Here is a 19,885-nt window from a genome sequence, read left to right as displayed (position 1 = left end):
AAAACGCTAACAAATATATACAAACTATTTCCTTTTGCAAGCGTTTTCACTATCATTATAGTCCTTTTATTGCTTTTAGAAAAGTAAAATACTTAAATATTTAAATATTTTTTATTTTACTTATATATAACAACTTAAGAAGATATTTTTAAATATAGTAAAGAGCGCCCAAATATTTATGATTCCCGCTATACCATTAATCGTTTTGACATTTTCAGACCAATATTTTATGTTTCTCCAAATAAAAAACAAAACCTTAGCTTTGTTATATTAGCTAAGGTTTTGTTTTTTCACAAAGTAATTGTGTATTTGTTCAATTGCTTGAGAAGCCATTAATTCTTTACCATACTCCATTAGACGATAAATAGTTGCTGTAGACGGATTACCGTATTCTGCTAAAATAGCTATAAAATCTGCCTTCAGTAATTGAACTTGCTCCTCTTCTTCCATCCAAAGATAGAAACGCCCATCCCACGTATATAGTTTTCCGCCAGTTACATCAAGGTTATATAAACGATTCGACAGGTTAATTACGTCATCTAGTGTAGCAAACTCATAAAGTATATGCTCGCTTTCATCTAGAGTCACTTGCATTTCAATAAACTCGTCACGGAACTCATCATCTGTATCCACATCTTGATGTTCTTTCGTTACAATTACGACCATTCCTTGCGCTTGTAGAGAAAATACTTCAACTGCAATCGGACCATCCGCTTCAAACCCTAGTTCCTTATTTGCTTCTTGCATCATATCACGAAATAATTGCTGTACTTTCGGTGCATTTCTCCACAAATCTTCTTTCGTTAATCCTCGTTCAGATAAATCATCAAATGTTAAGAAAATTTTTATCTTATTGTAATTTAATCGTTCCAGCCTCATCTCATACCCTCCCTACGTAACCAATGAATATAATTTTTATTATATGAAATAGAAAATAGATGGTTCTTTTCGAACAACTATTCTAACATTTTTAACCAATCATCCCATTCTTCTTTCGTATCACCAATTAGGCATGTTTGAATGTTCAACTGATCTCGAGCACCTATTTCTCCTATAAACCCAACAGAAAGTTTCTCACTTTTTTCTTGCAACAAATTCATGTCTTTCATCGCGTTCTTAAGTTCTCGTTCCTCATCAAAAGAGACTACTACATATGTAGGTTGTATTTGCTCAACAGCTAAAAAAATACCATCTTCCGCTAAGCTTGACCTAATATATATCACCTCATATCCCTTTAAGCGTAAATAAGTTGAGAAAACAAACCCTTTCAACATATTATTTTCTAACACGACAACTTTGTGTATAGAAGAAAATGATGATGCATTATGATACACCATTCCTAGACGAGTTTGTAAAAATGATACGAAATATTGGAATTGCACCATTGTAACTTCATTATTATTTTTTAACGTTAACAATTTATTTGACATTTGAAGAACAATACTTGCTATGACTTTTTCTGTTGCATAAATACTGAAAGCCTCGTTTAACAATGCAGAAGTTGTAATTTCATCAAATTTTAACAAAGCTTGCAGTAAATCGTCCACTAAAACAACTTCTCTATCGTAATGTATTTCTTTTTGAACATTACTCTGCAAACGATTCCCTTCTAATAATTGAACTGCTTGTCCAATCATCATGCCAGAAGAAACCTTGTCCATTAACCATTTCAAAATTTGAATATGCTCTTCTGTATATAATCGATGCCCCGCATGATTCCGCTTTGGGGCAATAATTTGATATCGTCTTTCCCATGCACGAAGCGTACTCGGCTGAATTCCAATTATATTCGAAACAGCTTTTATGTTATATTTCCCGTTTAGAGTTGGCATCATTTCCCTCCGCATAACGTAATAATATGTGTTTGAGCAGGTGCTCGGAAGCGAAGTGGAATCAACGTTGTTCCATACCCATTACTAACAAAAAGAGTCATATTTGAATGCTTATATACGCCACCTTTTAAATATTTTTTAGATGGGAATAATCGAATCTGTCCTCCATGTGTATGTCCACTTAACACAAGTGAAATTTGTTCTTTTCCAGACATTTTATTTATTATATTAGGGTTATGGCTAATTAATATGCGAAAACCATCTTCTTTGCAATCAGCCAAAGCTAAATCTAAACAATCACGCTTCAAACCAACATCATCTACACCGAGTAAACAAATTTTTTCTCCTAGTTCAGATTCAAATACAACTCTTGTATTATCTAAAACTTTCACATTATTTTCTAATAACAAAGCATCTAATTCATGATATTCAATCTCATAATCATTATTTCCCCACACAAAATATACAGGAGCTATCGCTCTTAACTTTTGTATATTCGCAGAAATTTTCGATAAAGGGACGCCTCTTTCCGCTAAATCACCGCCAATAATTACAAGGTCTACTTTTCCTTTTACTTGTTCAATTAATGAACTTGAAATGACCCTTCTATGAATATCAGAAATAAAAAACACCTTTACTTTTTGAAAACTTTTCGGAAATTCTTCAAAAAGTAAAGTATGTTCTAACACAGTATTACGCATCGCTTCTGTATACATTACAAGAAGAAATATAATACCAATACATATGAGAGCACTTAATAAGATAATCCATATCATATATTTTTCACTCCCTTCCGCAGAAAGATAATCCTCCGTTTTTATAGTAGGTATGTTACTAGCTATCCTGTTTTGCGGACTTATCTTTTATCGGAATTTTTATTTCTTGACCTACATTCACTTCATCTTCTTGTAAATCATTATACTTTTTAATCACTTCAATCCCAGTTTCATCTGAAAAATATTGCTTCGCTATACTTTCTAAAGTTTCTCCTTCTTTTACCGTATGCGTTACTACTTTCTCAGATGTTGCCTCAGACTCAGATTTAGCTGAATCAAAGAAAATGACCTCAAACGCACTTTTCCCAGCGTTATTACCATCACTTTTCACCTGAATATATTTATCTGTATACCATAAAATACTAATTGGTAGTAATATGAATAGAAATGTTAAAACTCGGACGAAAATATGATTCATTTTAAACTTTTCTTTTTTCTCTTTATTTCTATGAATTTCACTACGCGGCGGTAAACTTTCTTTTTCTTCCACTCGCTCAACTTCTAATTCCTCTTCGAAATCAGGAATTCGTTTTCTCATGTTGTTCACCACCACCTTCCATTTATTTTCTTAATTGGAGTCCCATTATAAAATCAACAAGAAAGTGTGCAAAGATTGTTATAAATAAATTTCCTGTCCATTCAAATACATAACCAAAGACAAAACTAATGAAACAGACGAAACAAAACAAAAATGGCTTTGTTATATACCGAATATGTAACACTGCAAATACTAAACTAGCTATTACAATTCCAAAGTGCGTCTGCACTACACCTCTAAATAAAAATTCTTCTGCAAAGCCGATAATGAACGTAATAACGAGTAGGTGCATAACTGACATTCCTTGAAACATCTTATCGTTAATACCACCATCATCAAACCAAGACTCTGGAAATACTCGCATTGCAACATAATCTAATAACACAATACCAATCGCCAACAAGCCACCTATTATAAGTATAGACACCGGTTCCCACTTCCACAGACTATACACCGATTTTATATCTCGGAATAATACATATGCTAGTAAACAACCGATACCGATAATAATGAACTGTGTGATATACAGATTCAGCCTTATTTCTTTCGGACTCATATCTTCAATATTATGCCTTTGAATGTTCATCATTCCCCCATCTTTTCTAGACCGAAAAGCTTTTGTAACTCTGTTTCCCAATTATAGTCGAAATCCGATTGTTGCGCTTGTCTTTTTTTATAATCTGTTTTTGTAATACCACAATAGTCACAGCAATTTTTCAACTCGTTCTCTTTTCTATAACCGAACTGTTGTAACAAATATTCACGCCTACATTCTTTCACTTGTATCCACGATTTCATGTTTTCTAGCTCACTATATTTATTACGTAGCCTTATTTCTACTTCAGCTATTAATCTGTTCATAATTTCATCTGACAAGCCCTCTAATTTTAATTTCCGCTGTTGTATGATTCCAAGCTGTTCAAGATGATAGCGGATGAAGCGCCAATATTGTTCATTAAATCTTGCTGCATTATAACAAATTTCTTCTACCTCTTCTATTGGTAATTCTTTCGTTTGAAACATTCTTTCTTGTAGTAAAGAGAATAAAAATTGTATTTGCGACTGACTTGGCAATTCATCTTCAATTATTGAAATTGGTAAATCGTGATCTAACGGACTACATAGTAAGATAGCTATACTCGGTTCACCATCTCTTCCAGCTCTTCCGATTTCTTGTAAATAGGAAGCTATATTAGTCGGATAATGAAAATGAATAATATAGCTCGTATTCGACTTATTTACTCCCATACCAAAAGCACTTGTACATATTACAAGCTGCAACTGGTCATTCATAAACTGCTGTTGAATTAACATACGCTCTTCATGTTCCATACCACCATGATAAAAAGCAACACCAGTCACGCCTTTTCCTCTTAAATACTCCGTTAAACGTTCTGTCCACGCTCTGCTTGAACAATATACAATCCCTGGCCCTTGTAAATACATCACCTGGTTCAAAAGCGCTTCTTTCTTCTCTTCTATCGTCTCCACAAATTGTACTTCCATCGCAATATTTGGACGATCAATAGAGTATACATGCTGCGTCACTTTCTTCAAATCTAAACTCTCTGCTATATCTCGGAGTACATCTTTTGTCGCTGTTGCCGTTAATGCTAGCACCGTAGGAGACCCGATATTTTCAATGACTACATTTAGTTTTTTATAGTCTGGCCTAAAATCATAACCCCATTGTGAAATACAATGAGCCTCATCCACAACAAATAATGAAATATGAACTTTCTTCAACTCTCTTATTAACACTTCCGACTGCAACATCTCTGGTGAAACAAAAATAAATTTATATGAAGCTAATTTTTTCATCGCTTCTCTTTTTTCATGTAATGTCCGAAAACTATTAAATGCTATTACTCGGTTTTTCACAACATACTTTAATTGTGTAACTTGATCTTCCATCAAAGATAATAATGGTGATACAACAAGCACGGTTCCTTCTTGCATTAGCCCTGGAAGTTGATAGCACATAGACTTCCCCCTTCCAGTCGGGAGCATTGCTATAACATCTTTTCCTTCTAATAAATCTGTAATTACCCCTTTTTGCCCTGTACGAAATTCAGAATATCCAAACCATCTATATAAATATTCCTCAAGCTTCATTTATACCCTCCATCCGCGCCAATACAAGACGAACTTCAAAATAAGAGATACCCTCTCCAACCGCTTGTTTCAACTCACGCAACTTACGTGTTTGTAATGTCTCAATTACTTTTGTTACTTTATCTATTTTGTCTTTTTCCATAAACATCTCGATTGAAAACTCTTTTTCCCGCAAAGCAATTTCAACAAAATGATCTTCTATCGTTGCAACCTTTAAATTTCTAATTGTTGCTATTTCATCTAAAGAGCGTCCTTGTCTCCAAAAATTATATGTTTTTTTCGTTGATAAACTAAATAATTCAGCTCTCTCATTTGGATAAGAGATAATCTCAGCTAATAGCGGAAATTCATTTTCTTTATCGTGAACTTCTTGTATAAAGAAGTGAATTGTACCCCAAAATAAAAAATATACCCGGAATATATCTTGTTTCGTAATTTCCGCTAATTGCTGCAATGTACAACCGATACGTTCATATCCTGTTAATCTATATGTTACAATCGTCGCTTCTACCACATCACCTTTTCCTAAAAGATTATGTATTTCTTTCCATAATCTTTTAGCCAATTCACTTCGCCTATATGGTATACCTGTTAAAAAACGTTTTACCCACATCATTATTTCTGTATCTTGTTGAATGGGAATAAACTTCGTATTATTCTGTTGTAAATTAGATATAGTTTGAATAATTAATGATAATCGTTTCCAAAATGTTTCACCTAATTCACCATAGTGTAAACCATGTAAATGCGCGGGAAAAGCATATACTTCCTCCCATGTATGTAACTGCATTTTACCTTTAGATGTTAACAAATATGTATTTTCATGTATTTCTCGAATCAAATCTGCTTGCAACAACTTTGCAACTTCACGATCATAGTCTGTTCTATTTAACGATTTATATATTCCAAACAAAAATGAAATTCGGAACATATTTCCATCTTGTAACGTTTGCGAAGATCGTTTTCCTTTTAATAAATAATAAATAGAAGAAACGGTCCTTTCACCATTCAATTGTTTTAAACAATACAATAAAGTATATTGTAGTTGCATTACCGCTTCCACCTTTCAATCTAGCTTAATTACTTTTTAGTATGATTGCACCATTCTATGTTACTCATTAAACTTATCATATCGGCACTATGTACTTGTATATAGTATATTGTACCAAACGAAATAACATTTACGTATTTTGAAAATCTTATGACATAATGCAAAAATTAGTTGACACTCTAATTGATAAGGATTATCATTATAATTTTATGTTGAAAAGTTTTAAAAACCGTTTTACAATAAGGTTATAATTTTTATGGCGAGCTTTTCACATACATATTATCAGGAGGGAAAAAAGATGGCAAAATATACAATCGTTGATAAAGATACTTGTATCGCATGTGGTGCTTGCGGCGCTGCTGCACCAGACATTTATGATTATGATGATGAAGGTATTGCATTTGTAACGTTAGACGATAACCAAGGTATCGTTGAAATTCCAGATGTATTAATTGAAGATATGATGGATGCATTCGAAGGTTGTCCAACTGACTCAATTAAAGTTGCTGATGAATCATTTGATGGCGACTCTTTAAAATTCGAATAGTCTTTTATTAACTTCAAAAAATATCCCTCATTCATATGAGGGATATTTTTTGTTTTCTATTTTCATTCTACTTAATAAAAAACCACTAGCAGTTCCATACTACTAATGGTTTTATTTTATATTTTATGCATTTTTCATTTTTGCAAACACCCATACTTTCAGGCGTGAGAATAACGCTACAAATACAATTGTCACAACAATTCCTTTAATTAAATTAAATGGTAAGATTGCCGTTACAACCGTTGTTCTTATAGCCTCGCTAGACATAGCTGGTGAATTTAAAAACCAAGTGTAAGCTGGGAATATAATGATGTAATTTAATACACTCATAATGAGCGCCATTGTAATTGTCCCTAGCATTAATCCTGTCGTTAAACTCTTAACAGTACGATACTTTCTAAATAAGAAAGCTGCCGGTCCAATAAATAAACATCCTGCAATAAAGTTAGCAATTTCTCCAACTGGCACTCCCGTTAAACTCCCTTGAATTCCGTAATGTAAAATATTCTTTATCGCCTCTACAATTATCCCTGCAACTGGCCCGAAAATAATTGCTGCAATTAGAGCTGGTACATCACTAAAATCAATTTTTAAAAATGGCGGAAGCCCTGGAAACGGGAAATCCAACATCATCAGTAAATATGCAATACTACTTAGCATCGCTACACTCACCATCTGCACTACACTGTTTTTTTGTTTCATCTTTCTCTCTCCTTTTCCATCGATCATCTCATGGAAAGTGGAAAGGTTCTGCTATGCCTACTTTTTCATAGAACGAAAAAACCCTCTGTGTTTTACACAAAGGGAGAATTTAAGGCACATCAAACAGACGTTCAAATCCATATCTTTTTTGAACGCTTGAACCTCCATCTTCTCCCATCCAGACTATACTGTCGGCTTTGGAATCACACCAAATCCTGCCTTAACGGCTCGCGGGCTTAGAACAAAATCACATATAGTTCATCACCGCCGGTCGGGATTTTCACCCTGCCCCGAAGATAGACCGATATTCTATTTTCCACTTTATTATACAACAACATAATCGTATTGTGAACAAAAAAAGCGTAACTTATTAAAAATAAGTTATTAATTTTATATAATCAAAACCAATCACTATATTTTACAATACACCCCAGATTTTTTAGTATTCGGCATTTCCCCTATGAATCCCCTAGTCATATATAATGAAAAGTGATAAGATGTTGAATTGTTAAGATAAGAACATTTTCTGGATTATGGAGGAAATGTCATGAAAAAAGAAAAGAGACACTCTATTCGAGAAGCAATGAAAAAAAACTTAAGAAAAGAATACTTTTACTTAAAAAAAGAATTACTTTTCTACTGTCCAATTGATTTAGGCACATTCTCAAGCGAGACATACTATGCTGCTTTCGATGAAGATGGCATCAGTATTTATCAGTATGATAAAAAAAAAGAGAGTAAATTAAAACTGTGTGAGCGTCACCCATGGAAGAGTTGGAATAAAGTGAAGGTGGATCATTATTTGACAACTTCTCAATTTATTTTTCAAGGTGAGCGAAACTGGATATTATCCCTTTTCCAAAAAGGAAAAGAAGCTCAAAAAATAATTGAAGAGCACACATCTTTACAAACTGAAGTTGTTTCCCGCTCTTTCTTAAAAAAACTTCCAGGATTCCGTTCTAATGCACCGTTGAATAAATACATCGGCAGCATTTGCTACACTGCACTTATTGCATTTTTATTAAAATGGATGATTCCATTTCAAGCACCACAAATCGCCCTGTACTCCATTTCAATCGGTTGTATGCTTCTTGGTTTACTTTGTTTGACAATCGGTTTAATTGAACCGACTATTGTACTATTTCGAACGAACGAAAAAACAAGAACGAAAGTATTTTACTTATATAGCTACTTAGCTATTTCTGGATTTATATGTGTCTTTATTTTTTGGTAAAAAAAAGAGCTAGTTTAACTAGCTCTTTTTTTACTTTACGTATAATTGTTGATTTGGATAAATCCGATCTTGCTGCAGTCCATTTTTATCTTTAACTTCCTTAACTGACATACTAAATTTCCGTGCAATACTAACTAAAGTGTCCCCTTTTTGGACGACATATAAGGATGAGGAAACAACTTCATTTCTCTGTTCATTTAGAACAAGCAATGGATTCATCGCATTCTTTTTCGCCATCGTCCATCTTCCTTGATGAACTTCTAAATGTAAGTGTGCACCTCTCGATTCTCCTGTATTTCCTACTTCTCCAATTATTTCTCCTTTTGAAATATAATCCCCTTGAACTACATATCTCTTATTTAAATGCGCATACACGGCCTCATATTCTCCATGTTTAATAAATACAACGTTTCCATAACTACTTGAATAATAAGACTTTGTTACCTTACCTTCTTGAATAGCTGCCACAGGCGTGCCAATCGGTGCCGCTATATCTATACCGTAGTGTTTTCCATGCCTTGTCCCAAAATAATCACTTATCTGCCCTTCAACAGGCCATGTCCATTGATTTCCCTCTGCGTACACATGTAATTGAGATAAAAACAATACCGTCAATAACATGACGCCACATTTTAACACTTTCATATACATCCTCCGTTTTCTGATTAACACCATACCTTCTCTTATTTTGGTATATTACAGAAAAAAGTATACAAAAAAAAAGAAAGTGAATCACTCCACTTCCTTCTCGTTTTTATCACGAAAAACGATTGCACTGCGATTATACTCCACATCTTTTACTTGTAATCGAGCGTTTATTACTCTAGCTACCGCAAACAAATAATCAGATAATCTATTTACATACTTTAGAACAACTTCATTTATTTCCCCTTCTTTTTGCAAGGACACTACACATCGTTCTGCTCGCCTTACAACTGTACGCGCAATATGAATAGCAGCTGCGGCTTCGCTTCCACCTGGTAAAATAAAACGCTCTAACGGCGGTGCTTCTTCTATATACGAATCAATCCTTCTTTCTAAGCTTTCAACCATTTCAACCGTTACTTTATAAGGAATTTTCCCCTCTACTATCGCCAAGTCTCCCCCGCAATCAAATAGTTCATGTTGAATATTTTCAAGTTCATTGTAAATATCTCCAAAAGATCCGCCTTGTAGCTTAGTCATTGCATATCCAATATGAGAATTCGCCTCATCTATCGTGCCATATGCTTCAACTCGGATATTATCTTTATCCACTCTGCCGCCTATTACACTTGTTGTCCCTTTATCTCCTGTTTTCGTATATAATTTCATCGCTTCACGACACCCCTCTTGCTATTCTTCATTCGACTAAGATAGAAAAAAAGTTCTACTGTTATTTATTTAATTGATTTTACAAAAAAATAAAAAACAGTAGAACTTTATTCATTATCAACTTTAAAAACGTATATCTAAATTATACGATTCGGTAAATATACAGAGAATGTAGTTCCCTCTCCAACAACACTTGAAACAGCAATTTTACCATCATGGCCTTGCACAATATTTTTTGCAATCGCAAGCCCGAGCCCCGTTCCACCTTTTTTCCCACGTGTTCTTGCTTTATCAGCTTTGTAGAAACGATCAAATAAAAATGGAATATCTTCTTCTGGAATACCAGCGCCCGAATCTTGTACTTCAAAAGTAAGACCATTATTTTTCGTATTAATTACAAGCGTTACATGTCCGCCTGCATTCGTATGACGAATTGCGTTATCAATTAAATTCGTCAATACTTGTTCCATACGATCTGCATCAAACGGGTATTGTTCAATTGGATTCTGGAAATCAACCGTTAATGCGACTTCTTTATCCTTTGCAATTCCTTGGAATTTACGACCTATTTTTTCAACGAAAGGATGAATATCAACTTCACCTATATGTAACTCTACATTACCACTTTCCATACGCGCTAAATCTAATAGTTCATTTACAAGTTTACCTAAACGAACAGATTCATCATAAATGATTTGAACGAACTCATTAATTTCTTCTTTCGTTTGCACAATATCATCTAAAATCGCTTCACTATACCCTTGAAGCATTACCATCGGTGTACGAAGTTCATGTGATACGTTTGCAATAAAGTCTTGACGCATCTTCTCAAGACGGCGTTCTTCCGTCATATCACGTAATACAGCTACAGCGCCACGAATTTTCGTTTGGTTGTAAAGCGGCGTCATAAGAACTACATAGTTCCCTTTTTGTAAATTAATTTCAACCACTTGTTGTTGTTCACTTTCTACAACGAGATGGAATAGTTCAACAAGTTCAGAAGGTAGTTTTTTACTGAGCTCTACTTCCTTTTCCTCTTGCCAAACTTGTAAGAAATGTTCAGCCGGCGGATTAATTACAACGACTTCACCTTCTTGATTTAACGTAATAACCCCATCTGCCATACTACTTAAAATACTTGCTAACTGTTCTTTTTCTTGCTGCAAGGCATTCATATTAAACTTCAACTGTTTCCCCATTTGATTTAAGGCCGTTGCAAGCTCACCAATCTCGTCCTGAGATACCATAGGAGCTTTCGCATCAAACTTCCCACGCGCGACCTCAAAAGCAACCTCACGCATTTTACGGAGTGGTGCTGTAATTCGAGTAGATAAGAAGAATGCAAAGAACGTTGTTAATATAATCGCAATCCCTGCTGATAAGAATATAAAATCAGTCGTTCTCTCCATACCTTGTATCGGTACTTGTAAAGATTCGTATACGAACACTGCACTTTTATTTTTTGAATGCACTGGTTTTCCGACAATCATAATATCATTTTCAGTGTTTTTATTCTTTCTACTATTAGAGGCTTTTCTAATGTTATTCTTAATTTCTTTTTTGTCTGTAAAAACAGCCGCTAATTCTTTATCTTCTTTCAAATCATCCATTGTAAGAGTGACTAACCCTTCTTGTTTCGGCGAAGAAGATATTTCTTTACCATCTTCTACAATAATGATCCTTGAAAGTGGATCAGAGAATTTGTACGCGATATTCTCAATCGTTTTTACATCGGCACCTTCTTCAATTAACTCTGAAACACTTGTTGCAACTTTTTGAAGCCTAGCTTCACTCATATCAACATAATATGTTCTAAAAAACTGTGAAAGTAAAATCGCAACAAATCCAAGAACAAACGAAACGAGAAGTAATATAGTCATCCATAACTTCCCTACTACACTTCTCCAAAGCATCAGTCGTTCACAACCTCAAATTTGTAACCTACGCCCCAAACGGTAACAATCATCTTCGCAGCATCTGGTGATTTTTTGCTTAACTTCTCACGTAAACGCTTTACATGCGTATCAACTGTACGTAAATCTCCGAAGAATTCATATTGCCATACTTCTTTTAACAATTGCTCACGATCAAATACCTTATCAGGCGCTTTCGCTAAGAATAATAGTAATTCGTACTCTTTCGGTGTTAAGTTTACTTCATTACCATCTGCTGTAACACGGTGTGCATCATTATCAATTGTTAAATGAGGGAACACAGTAACATCTTTTGTCGTTGTATCTTGTGTAAAGAACGTTGTTGGTACAGAACGGCGTAAGACCGCTTTCACACGAAGCACTACTTCACGTGGGCTAAATGGTTTCACAATATAATCATCAGTTCCTACCTCAAACCCTTGTACTCGGTTTACTTCTTCACCCTTCGCTGTCAACATAATAATTGGCGTCGCTTTTTTCTCACGAACCCCTTTACACACTTCAATACCATCTTTACCTGGCATCATAAGATCTAATAGGATTAAATCGTAATCATTTTGCAGTGCCATTTCTAAAGCTGTATCACCATTGTCCGCTTCTTCAATTGTGTATTGTTCTCTTTCTAAATACATTTTCAACAAACGACGAATACGATCCTCATCGTCTACAATTAAAATTCTTGATTCATTTTCCATTTCTACCCGTTGTGTACTTTTACCACAACGGTTTACACCTACCCTTCTACACTAGTATGTTGCGCTATTCTCGTTTATTTAAGCAAGCTTCTAAATGTTTCACTTCCCATATTATGCTTCACAAGAATAATAAAGTTTGTTCAATTTTTTTCCAAAACTATGTATTTTTTTTGAACAGGATATAACGTCCTCGACATCATTTTACAAAATCAACCGCTACTTTGTCATGTTTTTCTCAAAAAAGAAGAAAAATTGACAAAAATAAAATAGGAAAGTGACATTCACTCTCCTATTTTATTTCTCTATGCGTATGAATGTAAACCCGCGATAATTAAGTTTACTACAATAAAGTTAAACATAATGATTGCAAAACCAATTACCGCTAACCACGCTGACTTCTCTCCGTGCCACCCTTTTGATAAGCGTAAATGTAATACCGCCGCATAAAAGAGCCAAGTAATAAGCGCCCAAACCTCTTTTGGATCCCAGCCCCAAAAACGTGTCCACGCTATTTGAGCCCAAATCATGGCGAAAATCAATGCACCTAATGTGAAAACTGGGAATCCAATTGCAATAGAGCGATATCCAATTTCATCTAACAAATCACTATTCGTATTTTTCACTAACGGCTGAAGCGCCGCTGATACTCGTTTACGTAATGCAATCCTTAATACGATATACAGCAATGTTCCGACTAACACAGACCAAATTACTGTATTTAATTTTTTCGCATTTACAATCGCTGGAACTTCAACTGTCGGTTCTAATTTATTTTCTGTCAATAACTTTCCTTCGTGCGGTCCTACTAAAGCCGGAAGATTGTACTTCATTTCCACTTGTTGTTCATTTTTATCAATCCATTGAAACTTCGCTTCATATTTCATACTAGAAAATACCGTTGTCACTCCAATAAAGCCAACTGTACAAACAAGTGTGAACACTACCGTTTCTAACCAAAATGTACGTTTACTTCTCGTTGATTGATCCACATTTTTCAATAAATACATAACGCCCGTAATAAAACTAATTGCTAAAATTGCTTGTCCTGCTGCTGCAGTCGTCACGTGAATATGTAACCAATTACTTTTTAAAGAAGGAATAAGCGGAGATATTTCCCTCGGAAACATACTTGCATAAGCAATTAATAAAAGTGCAACTGGTAATGCAAAGAGTCCGATTATACTTACGCGATACATAAAATACATGACAATAAATGCTCCGACAAGCATCATGCCGAAAAATGTACCGAATTCAAAAAAGTTACTAACTGGTGCATGTCCTGATGCAATCCATCTTGTAACAAAATATACTGTTTGTGCAATAAATCCTAAAATTGTAATCGTTATTCCTGTATTTGCCCATTTATGACCTTTTTCTTTAATTGCTCCCCCGAAAAATAGAGTTGCAATTAAATATAAAATAAATGCGGTAAAGAGAAAGTTACTACTTATTTGCACCATATCGTTTCCCCACCTTAACTAATTTTTTTATCTACTACTTTATCGCTTGGCTGCGGAATTATTGTACCTTCTAGTACTCTTTCAATATCTTTCTTTAAACCGAACCAATTTTTATTCGTATGTCCTGCAATCCACCATTCATCATTAACGCGTTGTATCCAAATACGGCGATGATTCCAATACATCCCTTGAATGACACCAACCATAAATATAAATCCTCCAATACCGAGAATCCAAAGCGTTAAATCTTTCCTTACAGTAAGTGCTGTTGCATTTTGCATTTCCACACCTGCAAACGCCATTTTATATTTATTATTTCCATCGGGTTCTATATTTTGCTGAATACCAACAAAACTCACTTCACCATCTGGTGTTTCAGGCGTAAACATTTTAAACACAAATGCAGGGTTATTTGGTAATTTCGTTTTCGTATTTGGTCTTCCACTCTCATCAAAATAAAAATCAGGGAAATAGCTTAATAGTTCTAAAGAATAACCGTTTCCTAAATCATATTTTTCTGTAGGATTCGTTAAATCAACTTTAATCGGTCCCCACTTTTGATTATTTTCTTTGTTTTGCAAATGGAATGACATGCTTTTAAATTCACTTTCTTTGTAATCCACTTGATAAACAGCAAATTGATCAAATTTCATTGGCTCATTTACTCGAATTTCCGCTTCTTTTACTTTTTCTAATTTGGGTTTTTGTCCTGCTATATTTTCGCCGACTGCTTTATACAATACAGCATTCGTTTGGAAATTTTTCGCAATCATCTTATCACCTACACGATCAATCGCTTCATCAAAAACTTCCTTGTCCTTACTTTTATCATAAACTTCCTTTATAAACTTCTCGTTTTTTAAATAGTATTGCCCATCCGTTCCAGGTATTTCTTTCGTTTCACCATCACGTAACCAAAGCGCTTCATCTACGTACATACTCGGTAAAAAACGGAGCATTGCACCGAATAAAAAGATAATGAGACCGATATGATTCACATATGGACCCCAGCGTGAAAACCGTCCCTTTTCAGCTAAAATGTTACCGTCTTCCACTTTCACATTATAGTTCGTTTTCTTTAAATTTATTTGGACTCTTTCCAAATCACCATCTTGCGGTGTACCAGTGCCGTATAATCTTTGTCTCTTTAAAAAACTAGGGTGTCTTTTCACCCCTTGCTTCTTTAAAGCTTTATAAAGTGGAATGACACGGTCTAAGCTACATATCACAAGTGAAATACCAATTGAAGCAATTAAAATCATATACCACCACGAACCGTATAAATTATTAAATCCTAATTGATAGTATAATTGCCCTAAAAATCCATATTCTTGCTTATAATATTCAGCTGGTGCAATCCCCGGAGTTATGTACATTTCTTGCGGAAAAATAGTTCCAATCGCCGATGCAGCTAAAGTAATTACAATGAGCCATACACCCACTTTTACAGAAGAGAAAAAGCTCCAAATTTTATCGACTATCGTTTTTGTTTGCGTGAGAGATCTCCGAGCACTCCCCTCATAGCGCATATCCAATAGTTTTATATTTTCATTGCTTTCAAATGGTTTCCCACATGCTTCACAAAAAACAGTTCCTATTGGATTAACATGTCCACATTCACACTTAATTTCTTTCAACACTCTCACCGCCCCTGTATTTATATGTACTATTGTATATTCCAACCTCAAGTTACCGCAATACTCAGAATTTTTAAATCAGAGGCGCTATATGAATGCACCTCGTATGTAAAGGCTTTCTTTATTACGGAGTAATTTTCTTTAAATATCCTTCTAACTGTTCTTTCGTTTGTTCACCTATAATCTGCTCCACTACTTTTCCATCTTTATCAATCAAAAAACTTGTCGGTAATGGTCCTACTCCATATGTCCCTATAATTTTTTGTCCTTTGTCAATGGCAACCGGGAATTTTAAACCATATTGGTTCACAAAGTTCTTAACAGCAATATCTGTTTCATCTGCATCTAACGCGATGATTTCAACGCCTTTTTCTTTATACTTTGGATATAATTCATTCATATACGGCATTTCTTTTTCACACGGTTTACACCAAGTGCCCCAAAAGTTTAAAAATACACCTTTTCCCTTTAAATCTTTTAGTTCAATTTTCTTTCCTTCTAAATCTGTCACAACAAAGTTAGGTGCTTCTTTTCCGATTTGCATTTTCTCCTTATCAGCAAAGAACCCTTGATAAAGTGTAAATCCTACAGCACCGCTTAAAATGAGCAGAATAATAACGCGAAATAATAAGCGATTTTTCTTCATATTGTCTCCCCTCTCTTCGACGAGTGATAAATATATGTATGTTTTAATAAATCACCAGCGGAGCATTCCACTGGTGAAAGTTTCACACTATTGATTAGCGTGGCTTTGTAGAAGCCAATGCACGTAATTGTTTCACCTCATGTGGTGACAATTCTCTAGCATCACCAGGGCGCAAGCTACCCACTTCTAAAAAGGCGTAGCGTTCACGCTTTAGTTTCACTACTTTACAATCTAACGCTTCAAACATGCGGCGTACTTGACGATTACGTCCTTCATGAATCGTTAATTGTACAATCGCAGTCTCTTTACGCTTGTCCCAAGAAATAATTTTCACTTGTGCTGGTGCTGTCTTCCCATCTTCTAATGCAACACCTCGTTCTAACATGCGAATTTTCTCGCCTGTTAATGGCCCTTTAATTTTTGCAACATACGTTTTTTCAACTTTATATCTCGGATGCATTAATACATTTGCAAATTCCCCATCATTTGTCATCAATAATACGCCAGACGTATCATAATCTAAGCGTCCGATTGGGAATAAACGTTGTCTAATTTCAGGGAAAAAGTCTGTTACAACGCTTCTTCCTTTATCATCTGATACACTTGAAATTACGCCAGTTGGTTTATATAGTAAAAAATAAACAGGTTCTTCTTTTTCAAGAGGGATGTTATTTACTTCTACTTTATCTTGAGGAGTTACTTTCGTTCCTAACTCCTTCACTATTTTTCCATTCACTTTTACTTTTCCTTGCTGAATTAATTCCTCAGCCTTTCTTCTCGATGCAATACCTGCTTGCGCAATCACTTTTTGTAATCGTTCCATTTCTTTTTTTCACCTCGAATTTATCTTACCTTACATTAGAAAGACTTGGCAACCGCATACGCTTGACGGCTATTCGCTTCATCTTACTTAAACAACATAGCGATGATAATAAACATATAAAGGGCAAATCATGTTTTTACCTTTTATTATTGTCCATATTCTTCATATTGCTCACAATAAAAGTTCATCATTTTGTCAAAAATACCGCATAAAAAAACCACTATTAAGCAACACCTTAATAGTGGTCGTATACGTATTATAAGCGAAATAGCATAAAAAATGAATAGCCGCCTTACTTAAACATTAAAGAAACAAACACAATTGAACAAATAATCCCGATTAAATCGGCAAAAAGTCCTACTTTTAATGCATCTCCCATCTTTCTAATTCCAACAGCTCCGAAGTATACTGTTAAAATATAAAAAGTCGTATCTGTACTCCCTTGCATCGTAGAAGCCAATCTTCCAATAAACGAGTCTGGCCCATATGTGGCAATTAAATCGGTCGTAATACTTAAACCAGCAGAGCCTGAAATAGGGCGTATAAGTGCTAGTGGAACAATTTCTGCTGGGACATGAATTAAATCTAACATCGGCTTCATTACTGATATCATTGCATCTAATGCACCTGAAGCTCGAAATATAGAAATAGATACGAGCATTCCAACCATAAACGGTAAAATGGAGATTGCAATTTGAATTCCTTCTTTTCCTCCCTCAACGAACGATTCATAGGTTGGTACTTTCTTTATCGTGCCATATAAAAGGATAAAACCAATTACACAAGGGATTACCCATAATGAAATTGTATTTACAATGCTCATTTTTTCCGCCCCTTCCTACTCCTTCTTCGGTAAAAATAGCGGTCAATCCAAATCGCTCCGATCATAGAGAGTACTTGTGCAATGAATGTTACCCCAACAATTTCAGTAGGATTCGCTGATTCATACGTCATTCGAATCGAAATGACAGTAGTAGGAATTAAAGTAATCGCTGATGTATTTAACGCGAGAAACGTTACCATAGAACGGCTCGCCGAATCCTTCCCTCCATTTAACTCTTTCAATTGTTCCATTGCTTTAATACCAAGAGGGGTCGCTGCATTCCCTAATCCAAAAAAGTTCGCCATCATATTCGATAAAATAAATCCCATTGACGGATGATCTTTCGGTATTTCTGGAAACAACCTTTTTACTATCGGCATAAAAAGTGACACTAACTTTTTTAACAACCCTGCTTCCTCTGCAATTTTCATTAAACCGAGCCAAAATACTAATACACTAATAAGTCCTATACAAATTGTTACTGCATCTTTTGCCCCGTCAAATACGGCTTTATTTATCGCTTCCATCGTTCCATTTATCATGGCATATACAATCCCTATGACTGCCATCGCTACCCATACAAGATTAACCATCGCTCCCAACACCTATCATATGAGAAAAAATTTCTTTCACATTATTCCAATACAGTCCCGTTGTCGCTACTAACTTTCGTTTACTATAAAATAAATTCCGTTCTCCAACTTTCTCGTTGCCAACATAAATTTCTGTCTTCCCAACTTTTACGCCATCATTAAGTTTTGCACTTTTATCGAGTTCAACTTTTAATAAGACATTCTTTCTTTCCTGCTCAGTTAATGGCACAGCAAAACTATTTTTCGTATATACATGATTGGCATATTTCTTTTCAGTTATTTCAGCAAGAGCTCCTTGTCCTACAACGTTCGTTTGCTTGAAACGTTCAAAACCTTTATCAAATAAATTCATATGATCATCCCAATCGCTAGAAGCGCTCAAAGTTACGACAATTAGATCTAGTCCATCTTTTGATGCTGTTGTAACAAGTGTCCGTCCTGCTTTCTTCGTAAAACCTGTTTTTCCTCCTGTCGCAAATTCATAATAAGATGTCACGAGTTTATGTTTGTTTTTCCACGGATAATCCCACGAATCTGATTTATACGTTTTTGTCCCAAAAATCTTCTTAAAGGTTTCATTCCCCATTGCATACTTTGTTAAAAGTGCCATATCATAGGCTGATGAATAATGGGATCCATCTCCATCCAAACCATGTGGGTTTGAAAAGTGAGTATCTTTCATTCCAATTTGTTTCGCCTTTTCATTCATTAAATATACGAACCCTTCTATACTTCCTCCTACATTTTCAGCAATTACTTGTGCTGCATCATTACCAGATCTAAGCATGAGTCCGTATACTAAATCCTCTAACTTCACTTTCTGTCCAGGTTTTAAATAAATTGCTGATCCTTCTACTCTCACCGCTTCATTACTAACCGATACCATTTCTTTCATTTTTCCTGATTCAGCAGCTAACAAGGCTGTCATAATTTTTGTTATACTAGCAATTTTTTGTGGCTCATGTTCTGCTTTTCCGTATAATACACGACCGGACTGTTGCTCCATTAATACAGCATTTCGAGCACTGACATTACTGTTCATCTTTGCATATGTAGGAATTGGCATAACGCTTGCGTACATAATAAGAAGCGTGATTATTACACAAATTCGTCTCATATTTCCCCCCACGTCCTTTTGGCACTTTTTGTACAAGTGTATGCTTGG

Annotated in this window: 21 protein-coding genes and 1 riboswitch; of the genes, 2 read left to right on the top strand and 19 right to left on the bottom strand. The window is 35.0% G+C overall.

The genetic code is table 11. The features are described 5' to 3' along the window. Positions 1–270: 270 nt before the first annotated feature. The 7 genes from JDS82_RS03870 to JDS82_RS03840 form a co-directional block, all read right to left on the bottom strand. A complete protein-coding gene (locus JDS82_RS03870; protein WP_001235391.1) occupies positions 271–879 on the bottom strand; it encodes a genetic competence negative regulator in 609 nt (202 codons plus the stop codon). Positions 880–956: 77 nt separating this feature from the next. After that, positions 957–1,832 carry a MerR family transcriptional regulator gene (locus JDS82_RS03865; RefSeq protein WP_199712741.1) on the bottom strand — a complete coding sequence of 292 codons (876 nt, stop codon included), beginning with the start codon at positions 1,830–1,832 and terminating at the stop codon, positions 957–959. Then, on the bottom strand, positions 1,832–2,608 hold the full coding sequence (locus JDS82_RS03860) for a metallophosphoesterase (RefSeq protein WP_199712740.1): 777 nt from the start codon (positions 2,606–2,608) through the stop codon (positions 1,832–1,834). Before JDS82_RS03860 ends, JDS82_RS03865 begins: the two co-directional genes overlap by 1 nt. Positions 2,609–2,666: 58 nt before the next feature. Continuing rightward, positions 2,667–3,146 (bottom strand): LysM peptidoglycan-binding domain-containing protein, encoded by a 480-nt coding sequence (locus tag JDS82_RS03855; protein WP_001231546.1) that lies wholly within the window; start codon positions 3,144–3,146, stop codon positions 2,667–2,669. Positions 3,147–3,168: 22 nt separating this feature from the next. Next, entirely contained in the window at positions 3,169–3,732 is a 564-nt protein-coding gene (locus JDS82_RS03850) for a CPBP family intramembrane glutamic endopeptidase (RefSeq protein WP_001025770.1), read from the bottom strand. Then, complete coding sequence (locus JDS82_RS03845) at positions 3,732–5,261, bottom strand: RecQ family ATP-dependent DNA helicase (protein WP_046958919.1); 1,530 nt, start codon at positions 5,259–5,261, stop codon at positions 3,732–3,734. Before JDS82_RS03845 ends, JDS82_RS03850 begins: the two co-directional genes overlap by 1 nt. Continuing rightward, the gene (locus tag JDS82_RS03840) at positions 5,251–6,312 is read right to left on the bottom strand and encodes a YpbB family protein (RefSeq protein ID WP_199712739.1); all 1,062 of its coding nucleotides are present in this window, start codon (positions 6,310–6,312) and stop codon (positions 5,251–5,253) included. The genes JDS82_RS03845 and JDS82_RS03840 overlap by 11 nt, the downstream gene beginning before the upstream one ends. A gap of 298 nt (positions 6,313–6,610) precedes the next feature. On the opposite strand from JDS82_RS03840, the gene JDS82_RS03835 reads away from it, so the two are divergent. Next, positions 6,611–6,859, top strand: coding sequence for a ferredoxin (locus tag JDS82_RS03835; protein ID WP_001151994.1), 249 nt, complete (start codon positions 6,611–6,613; stop codon positions 6,857–6,859). A 123-nt stretch (positions 6,860–6,982) separates the two neighbouring features. Here the strand turns inward: JDS82_RS03835 and JDS82_RS03830 are convergent, their stop codons facing one another. After that, positions 6,983–7,561 carry an ECF transporter S component gene (locus tag JDS82_RS03830; RefSeq protein ID WP_000810851.1) on the bottom strand — a complete coding sequence of 193 codons (579 nt, stop codon included), beginning with the start codon at positions 7,559–7,561 and terminating at the stop codon, positions 6,983–6,985. 162 nt (positions 7,562–7,723) lie between these two features. Then, a riboswitch (FMN riboswitch) is annotated at positions 7,724–7,863 on the bottom strand. A 245-nt stretch (positions 7,864–8,108) separates the two neighbouring features. Between JDS82_RS03830 and JDS82_RS03825 the strand changes: the two genes are divergently transcribed. Further along, positions 8,109–8,795 carry a hypothetical protein gene (locus JDS82_RS03825; protein WP_199712738.1) on the top strand — a complete coding sequence of 229 codons (687 nt, stop codon included), beginning with the start codon at positions 8,109–8,111 and terminating at the stop codon, positions 8,793–8,795. Between the two features lie 30 nt (positions 8,796–8,825). Here JDS82_RS03825 and JDS82_RS03820 read toward each other — a convergent pair whose 3' ends face one another. The 11 genes from JDS82_RS03820 to dacB form a co-directional block, all read right to left on the bottom strand. Continuing rightward, entirely contained in the window at positions 8,826–9,440 is a 615-nt protein-coding gene (locus tag JDS82_RS03820; RefSeq protein WP_000866129.1) for a peptidoglycan DD-metalloendopeptidase family protein, read from the bottom strand. A gap of 87 nt (positions 9,441–9,527) precedes the next feature. Beyond that, complete coding sequence (locus JDS82_RS03815) at positions 9,528–10,109, bottom strand: cob(I)yrinic acid a,c-diamide adenosyltransferase (protein ID WP_000781282.1); 582 nt, start codon at positions 10,107–10,109, stop codon at positions 9,528–9,530. Between the two features lie 137 nt (positions 10,110–10,246). After that, entirely contained in the window at positions 10,247–12,022 is a 1,776-nt protein-coding gene (resE, locus tag JDS82_RS03810; protein ID WP_199712737.1) for a sensor histidine kinase ResE, read from the bottom strand. After that, entirely contained in the window at positions 12,022–12,738 is a 717-nt protein-coding gene (gene resD / locus JDS82_RS03805; RefSeq protein ID WP_000426862.1) for a DNA-binding response regulator ResD, read from the bottom strand. Before resD ends, resE begins: the two co-directional genes overlap by 1 nt. A 302-nt stretch (positions 12,739–13,040) precedes the next feature. Next, positions 13,041–14,198: a cytochrome c biogenesis protein ResC gene (resC, locus tag JDS82_RS03800; protein ID WP_199712736.1), complete on the bottom strand. Its 1,158-nt coding sequence runs from the start codon at positions 14,196–14,198 to the stop codon at positions 13,041–13,043. Between the two features lie 14 nt (positions 14,199–14,212). Beyond that, complete coding sequence (gene resB, locus JDS82_RS03795; protein ID WP_048561355.1) at positions 14,213–15,838, bottom strand: cytochrome c biogenesis protein ResB; 1,626 nt, start codon at positions 15,836–15,838, stop codon at positions 14,213–14,215. A gap of 121 nt (positions 15,839–15,959) precedes the next feature. Then, a complete protein-coding gene (resA, locus tag JDS82_RS03790; RefSeq protein ID WP_000742206.1) occupies positions 15,960–16,481 on the bottom strand; it encodes a thiol-disulfide oxidoreductase ResA in 522 nt (173 codons plus the stop codon). Between the two features lie 94 nt (positions 16,482–16,575). Then, positions 16,576–17,304, bottom strand: a complete 729-nt coding sequence (rluB, locus tag JDS82_RS03785) for a 23S rRNA pseudouridine(2605) synthase RluB (protein WP_000440552.1) — start codon at positions 17,302–17,304, stop codon at positions 16,576–16,578. Between the two features lie 292 nt (positions 17,305–17,596). Continuing rightward, complete coding sequence (gene spmB / locus JDS82_RS03780) at positions 17,597–18,127, bottom strand: spore maturation protein SpmB (protein ID WP_000029511.1); 531 nt, start codon at positions 18,125–18,127, stop codon at positions 17,597–17,599. Continuing rightward, positions 18,124–18,720, bottom strand: a complete 597-nt coding sequence (spmA, locus tag JDS82_RS03775) for a spore maturation protein SpmA (RefSeq protein WP_000247806.1) — start codon at positions 18,718–18,720, stop codon at positions 18,124–18,126. The genes spmB and spmA overlap by 4 nt, the downstream gene beginning before the upstream one ends. Continuing rightward, positions 18,713–19,837, bottom strand: coding sequence for a D-alanyl-D-alanine carboxypeptidase DacB (gene dacB / locus JDS82_RS03770; RefSeq protein ID WP_199712735.1), 1,125 nt, complete (start codon positions 19,835–19,837; stop codon positions 18,713–18,715). The genes spmA and dacB overlap by 8 nt, the downstream gene beginning before the upstream one ends. Positions 19,838–19,885: the final 48 nt, after the last annotated feature.

This window comes from Bacillus cereus group sp. N14 (assembly GCF_016483555.1).
Lineage (GTDB): Bacteria > Bacillota > Bacilli > Bacillales > Bacillaceae_G > Bacillus_A > Bacillus_A wiedmannii.
The sequence above is the reverse complement of the archived record's forward strand: the minus strand, read 5'-3'. Positions and strand labels throughout refer to the sequence as shown.

What these genes read in the sequence shown, in the direction of transcription:
- JDS82_RS03870 (WP_001235391.1), bottom strand. Translation starts at nt 879, where the DNA reads ATGAGGCTGGAACGATTAAATTACAATAAGATAAAAATTTTCTTAACA.
- JDS82_RS03865 (WP_199712741.1), bottom strand. Translation starts at nt 1,832, where the DNA reads ATGCCAACTCTAAACGGGAAATATAACATAAAAGCTGTTTCGAATATA.
- JDS82_RS03860 (WP_199712740.1), bottom strand. Translation starts at nt 2,608, where the DNA reads ATGATATGGATTATCTTATTAAGTGCTCTCATATGTATTGGTATTATA.
- JDS82_RS03855 (WP_001231546.1), bottom strand. Translation starts at nt 3,146, where the DNA reads ATGAGAAAACGAATTCCTGATTTCGAAGAGGAATTAGAAGTTGAGCGA.
- JDS82_RS03850 (WP_001025770.1), bottom strand. Translation starts at nt 3,732, where the DNA reads ATGAACATTCAAAGGCATAATATTGAAGATATGAGTCCGAAAGAAATA.
- JDS82_RS03845 (WP_046958919.1), bottom strand. Translation starts at nt 5,261, where the DNA reads ATGAAGCTTGAGGAATATTTATATAGATGGTTTGGATATTCTGAATTT.
- JDS82_RS03840 (WP_199712739.1), bottom strand. Translation starts at nt 6,312, where the DNA reads ATGCAACTACAATATACTTTATTGTATTGTTTAAAACAATTGAATGGT.
- JDS82_RS03835 (WP_001151994.1), top strand. Translation starts at nt 6,611, where the DNA reads ATGGCAAAATATACAATCGTTGATAAAGATACTTGTATCGCATGTGGT.
- JDS82_RS03830 (WP_000810851.1), bottom strand. Translation starts at nt 7,561, where the DNA reads ATGAAACAAAAAAACAGTGTAGTGCAGATGGTGAGTGTAGCGATGCTA.
- JDS82_RS03825 (WP_199712738.1), top strand. Translation starts at nt 8,109, where the DNA reads ATGAAAAAAGAAAAGAGACACTCTATTCGAGAAGCAATGAAAAAAAAC.
- JDS82_RS03820 (WP_000866129.1), bottom strand. Translation starts at nt 9,440, where the DNA reads ATGAAAGTGTTAAAATGTGGCGTCATGTTATTGACGGTATTGTTTTTA.
- JDS82_RS03815 (WP_000781282.1), bottom strand. Translation starts at nt 10,109, where the DNA reads ATGAAATTATATACGAAAACAGGAGATAAAGGGACAACAAGTGTAATA.
- resE (WP_199712737.1), bottom strand. Translation starts at nt 12,022, where the DNA reads ATGCTTTGGAGAAGTGTAGTAGGGAAGTTATGGATGACTATATTACTT.
- resD (WP_000426862.1), bottom strand. Translation starts at nt 12,738, where the DNA reads ATGGAAAATGAATCAAGAATTTTAATTGTAGACGATGAGGATCGTATT.
- resC (WP_199712736.1), bottom strand. Translation starts at nt 14,198, where the DNA reads ATGGTGCAAATAAGTAGTAACTTTCTCTTTACCGCATTTATTTTATAT.
- resA (WP_000742206.1), bottom strand. Translation starts at nt 16,481, where the DNA reads ATGAAGAAAAATCGCTTATTATTTCGCGTTATTATTCTGCTCATTTTA.
- rluB (WP_000440552.1), bottom strand. Translation starts at nt 17,304, where the DNA reads ATGGAACGATTACAAAAAGTGATTGCGCAAGCAGGTATTGCATCGAGA.
- spmB (WP_000029511.1), bottom strand. Translation starts at nt 18,127, where the DNA reads ATGAGCATTGTAAATACAATTTCATTATGGGTAATCCCTTGTGTAATT.
- spmA (WP_000247806.1), bottom strand. Translation starts at nt 18,720, where the DNA reads ATGGTTAATCTTGTATGGGTAGCGATGGCAGTCATAGGGATTGTATAT.
- dacB (WP_199712735.1), bottom strand. Translation starts at nt 19,837, where the DNA reads ATGAGACGAATTTGTGTAATAATCACGCTTCTTATTATGTACGCAAGC.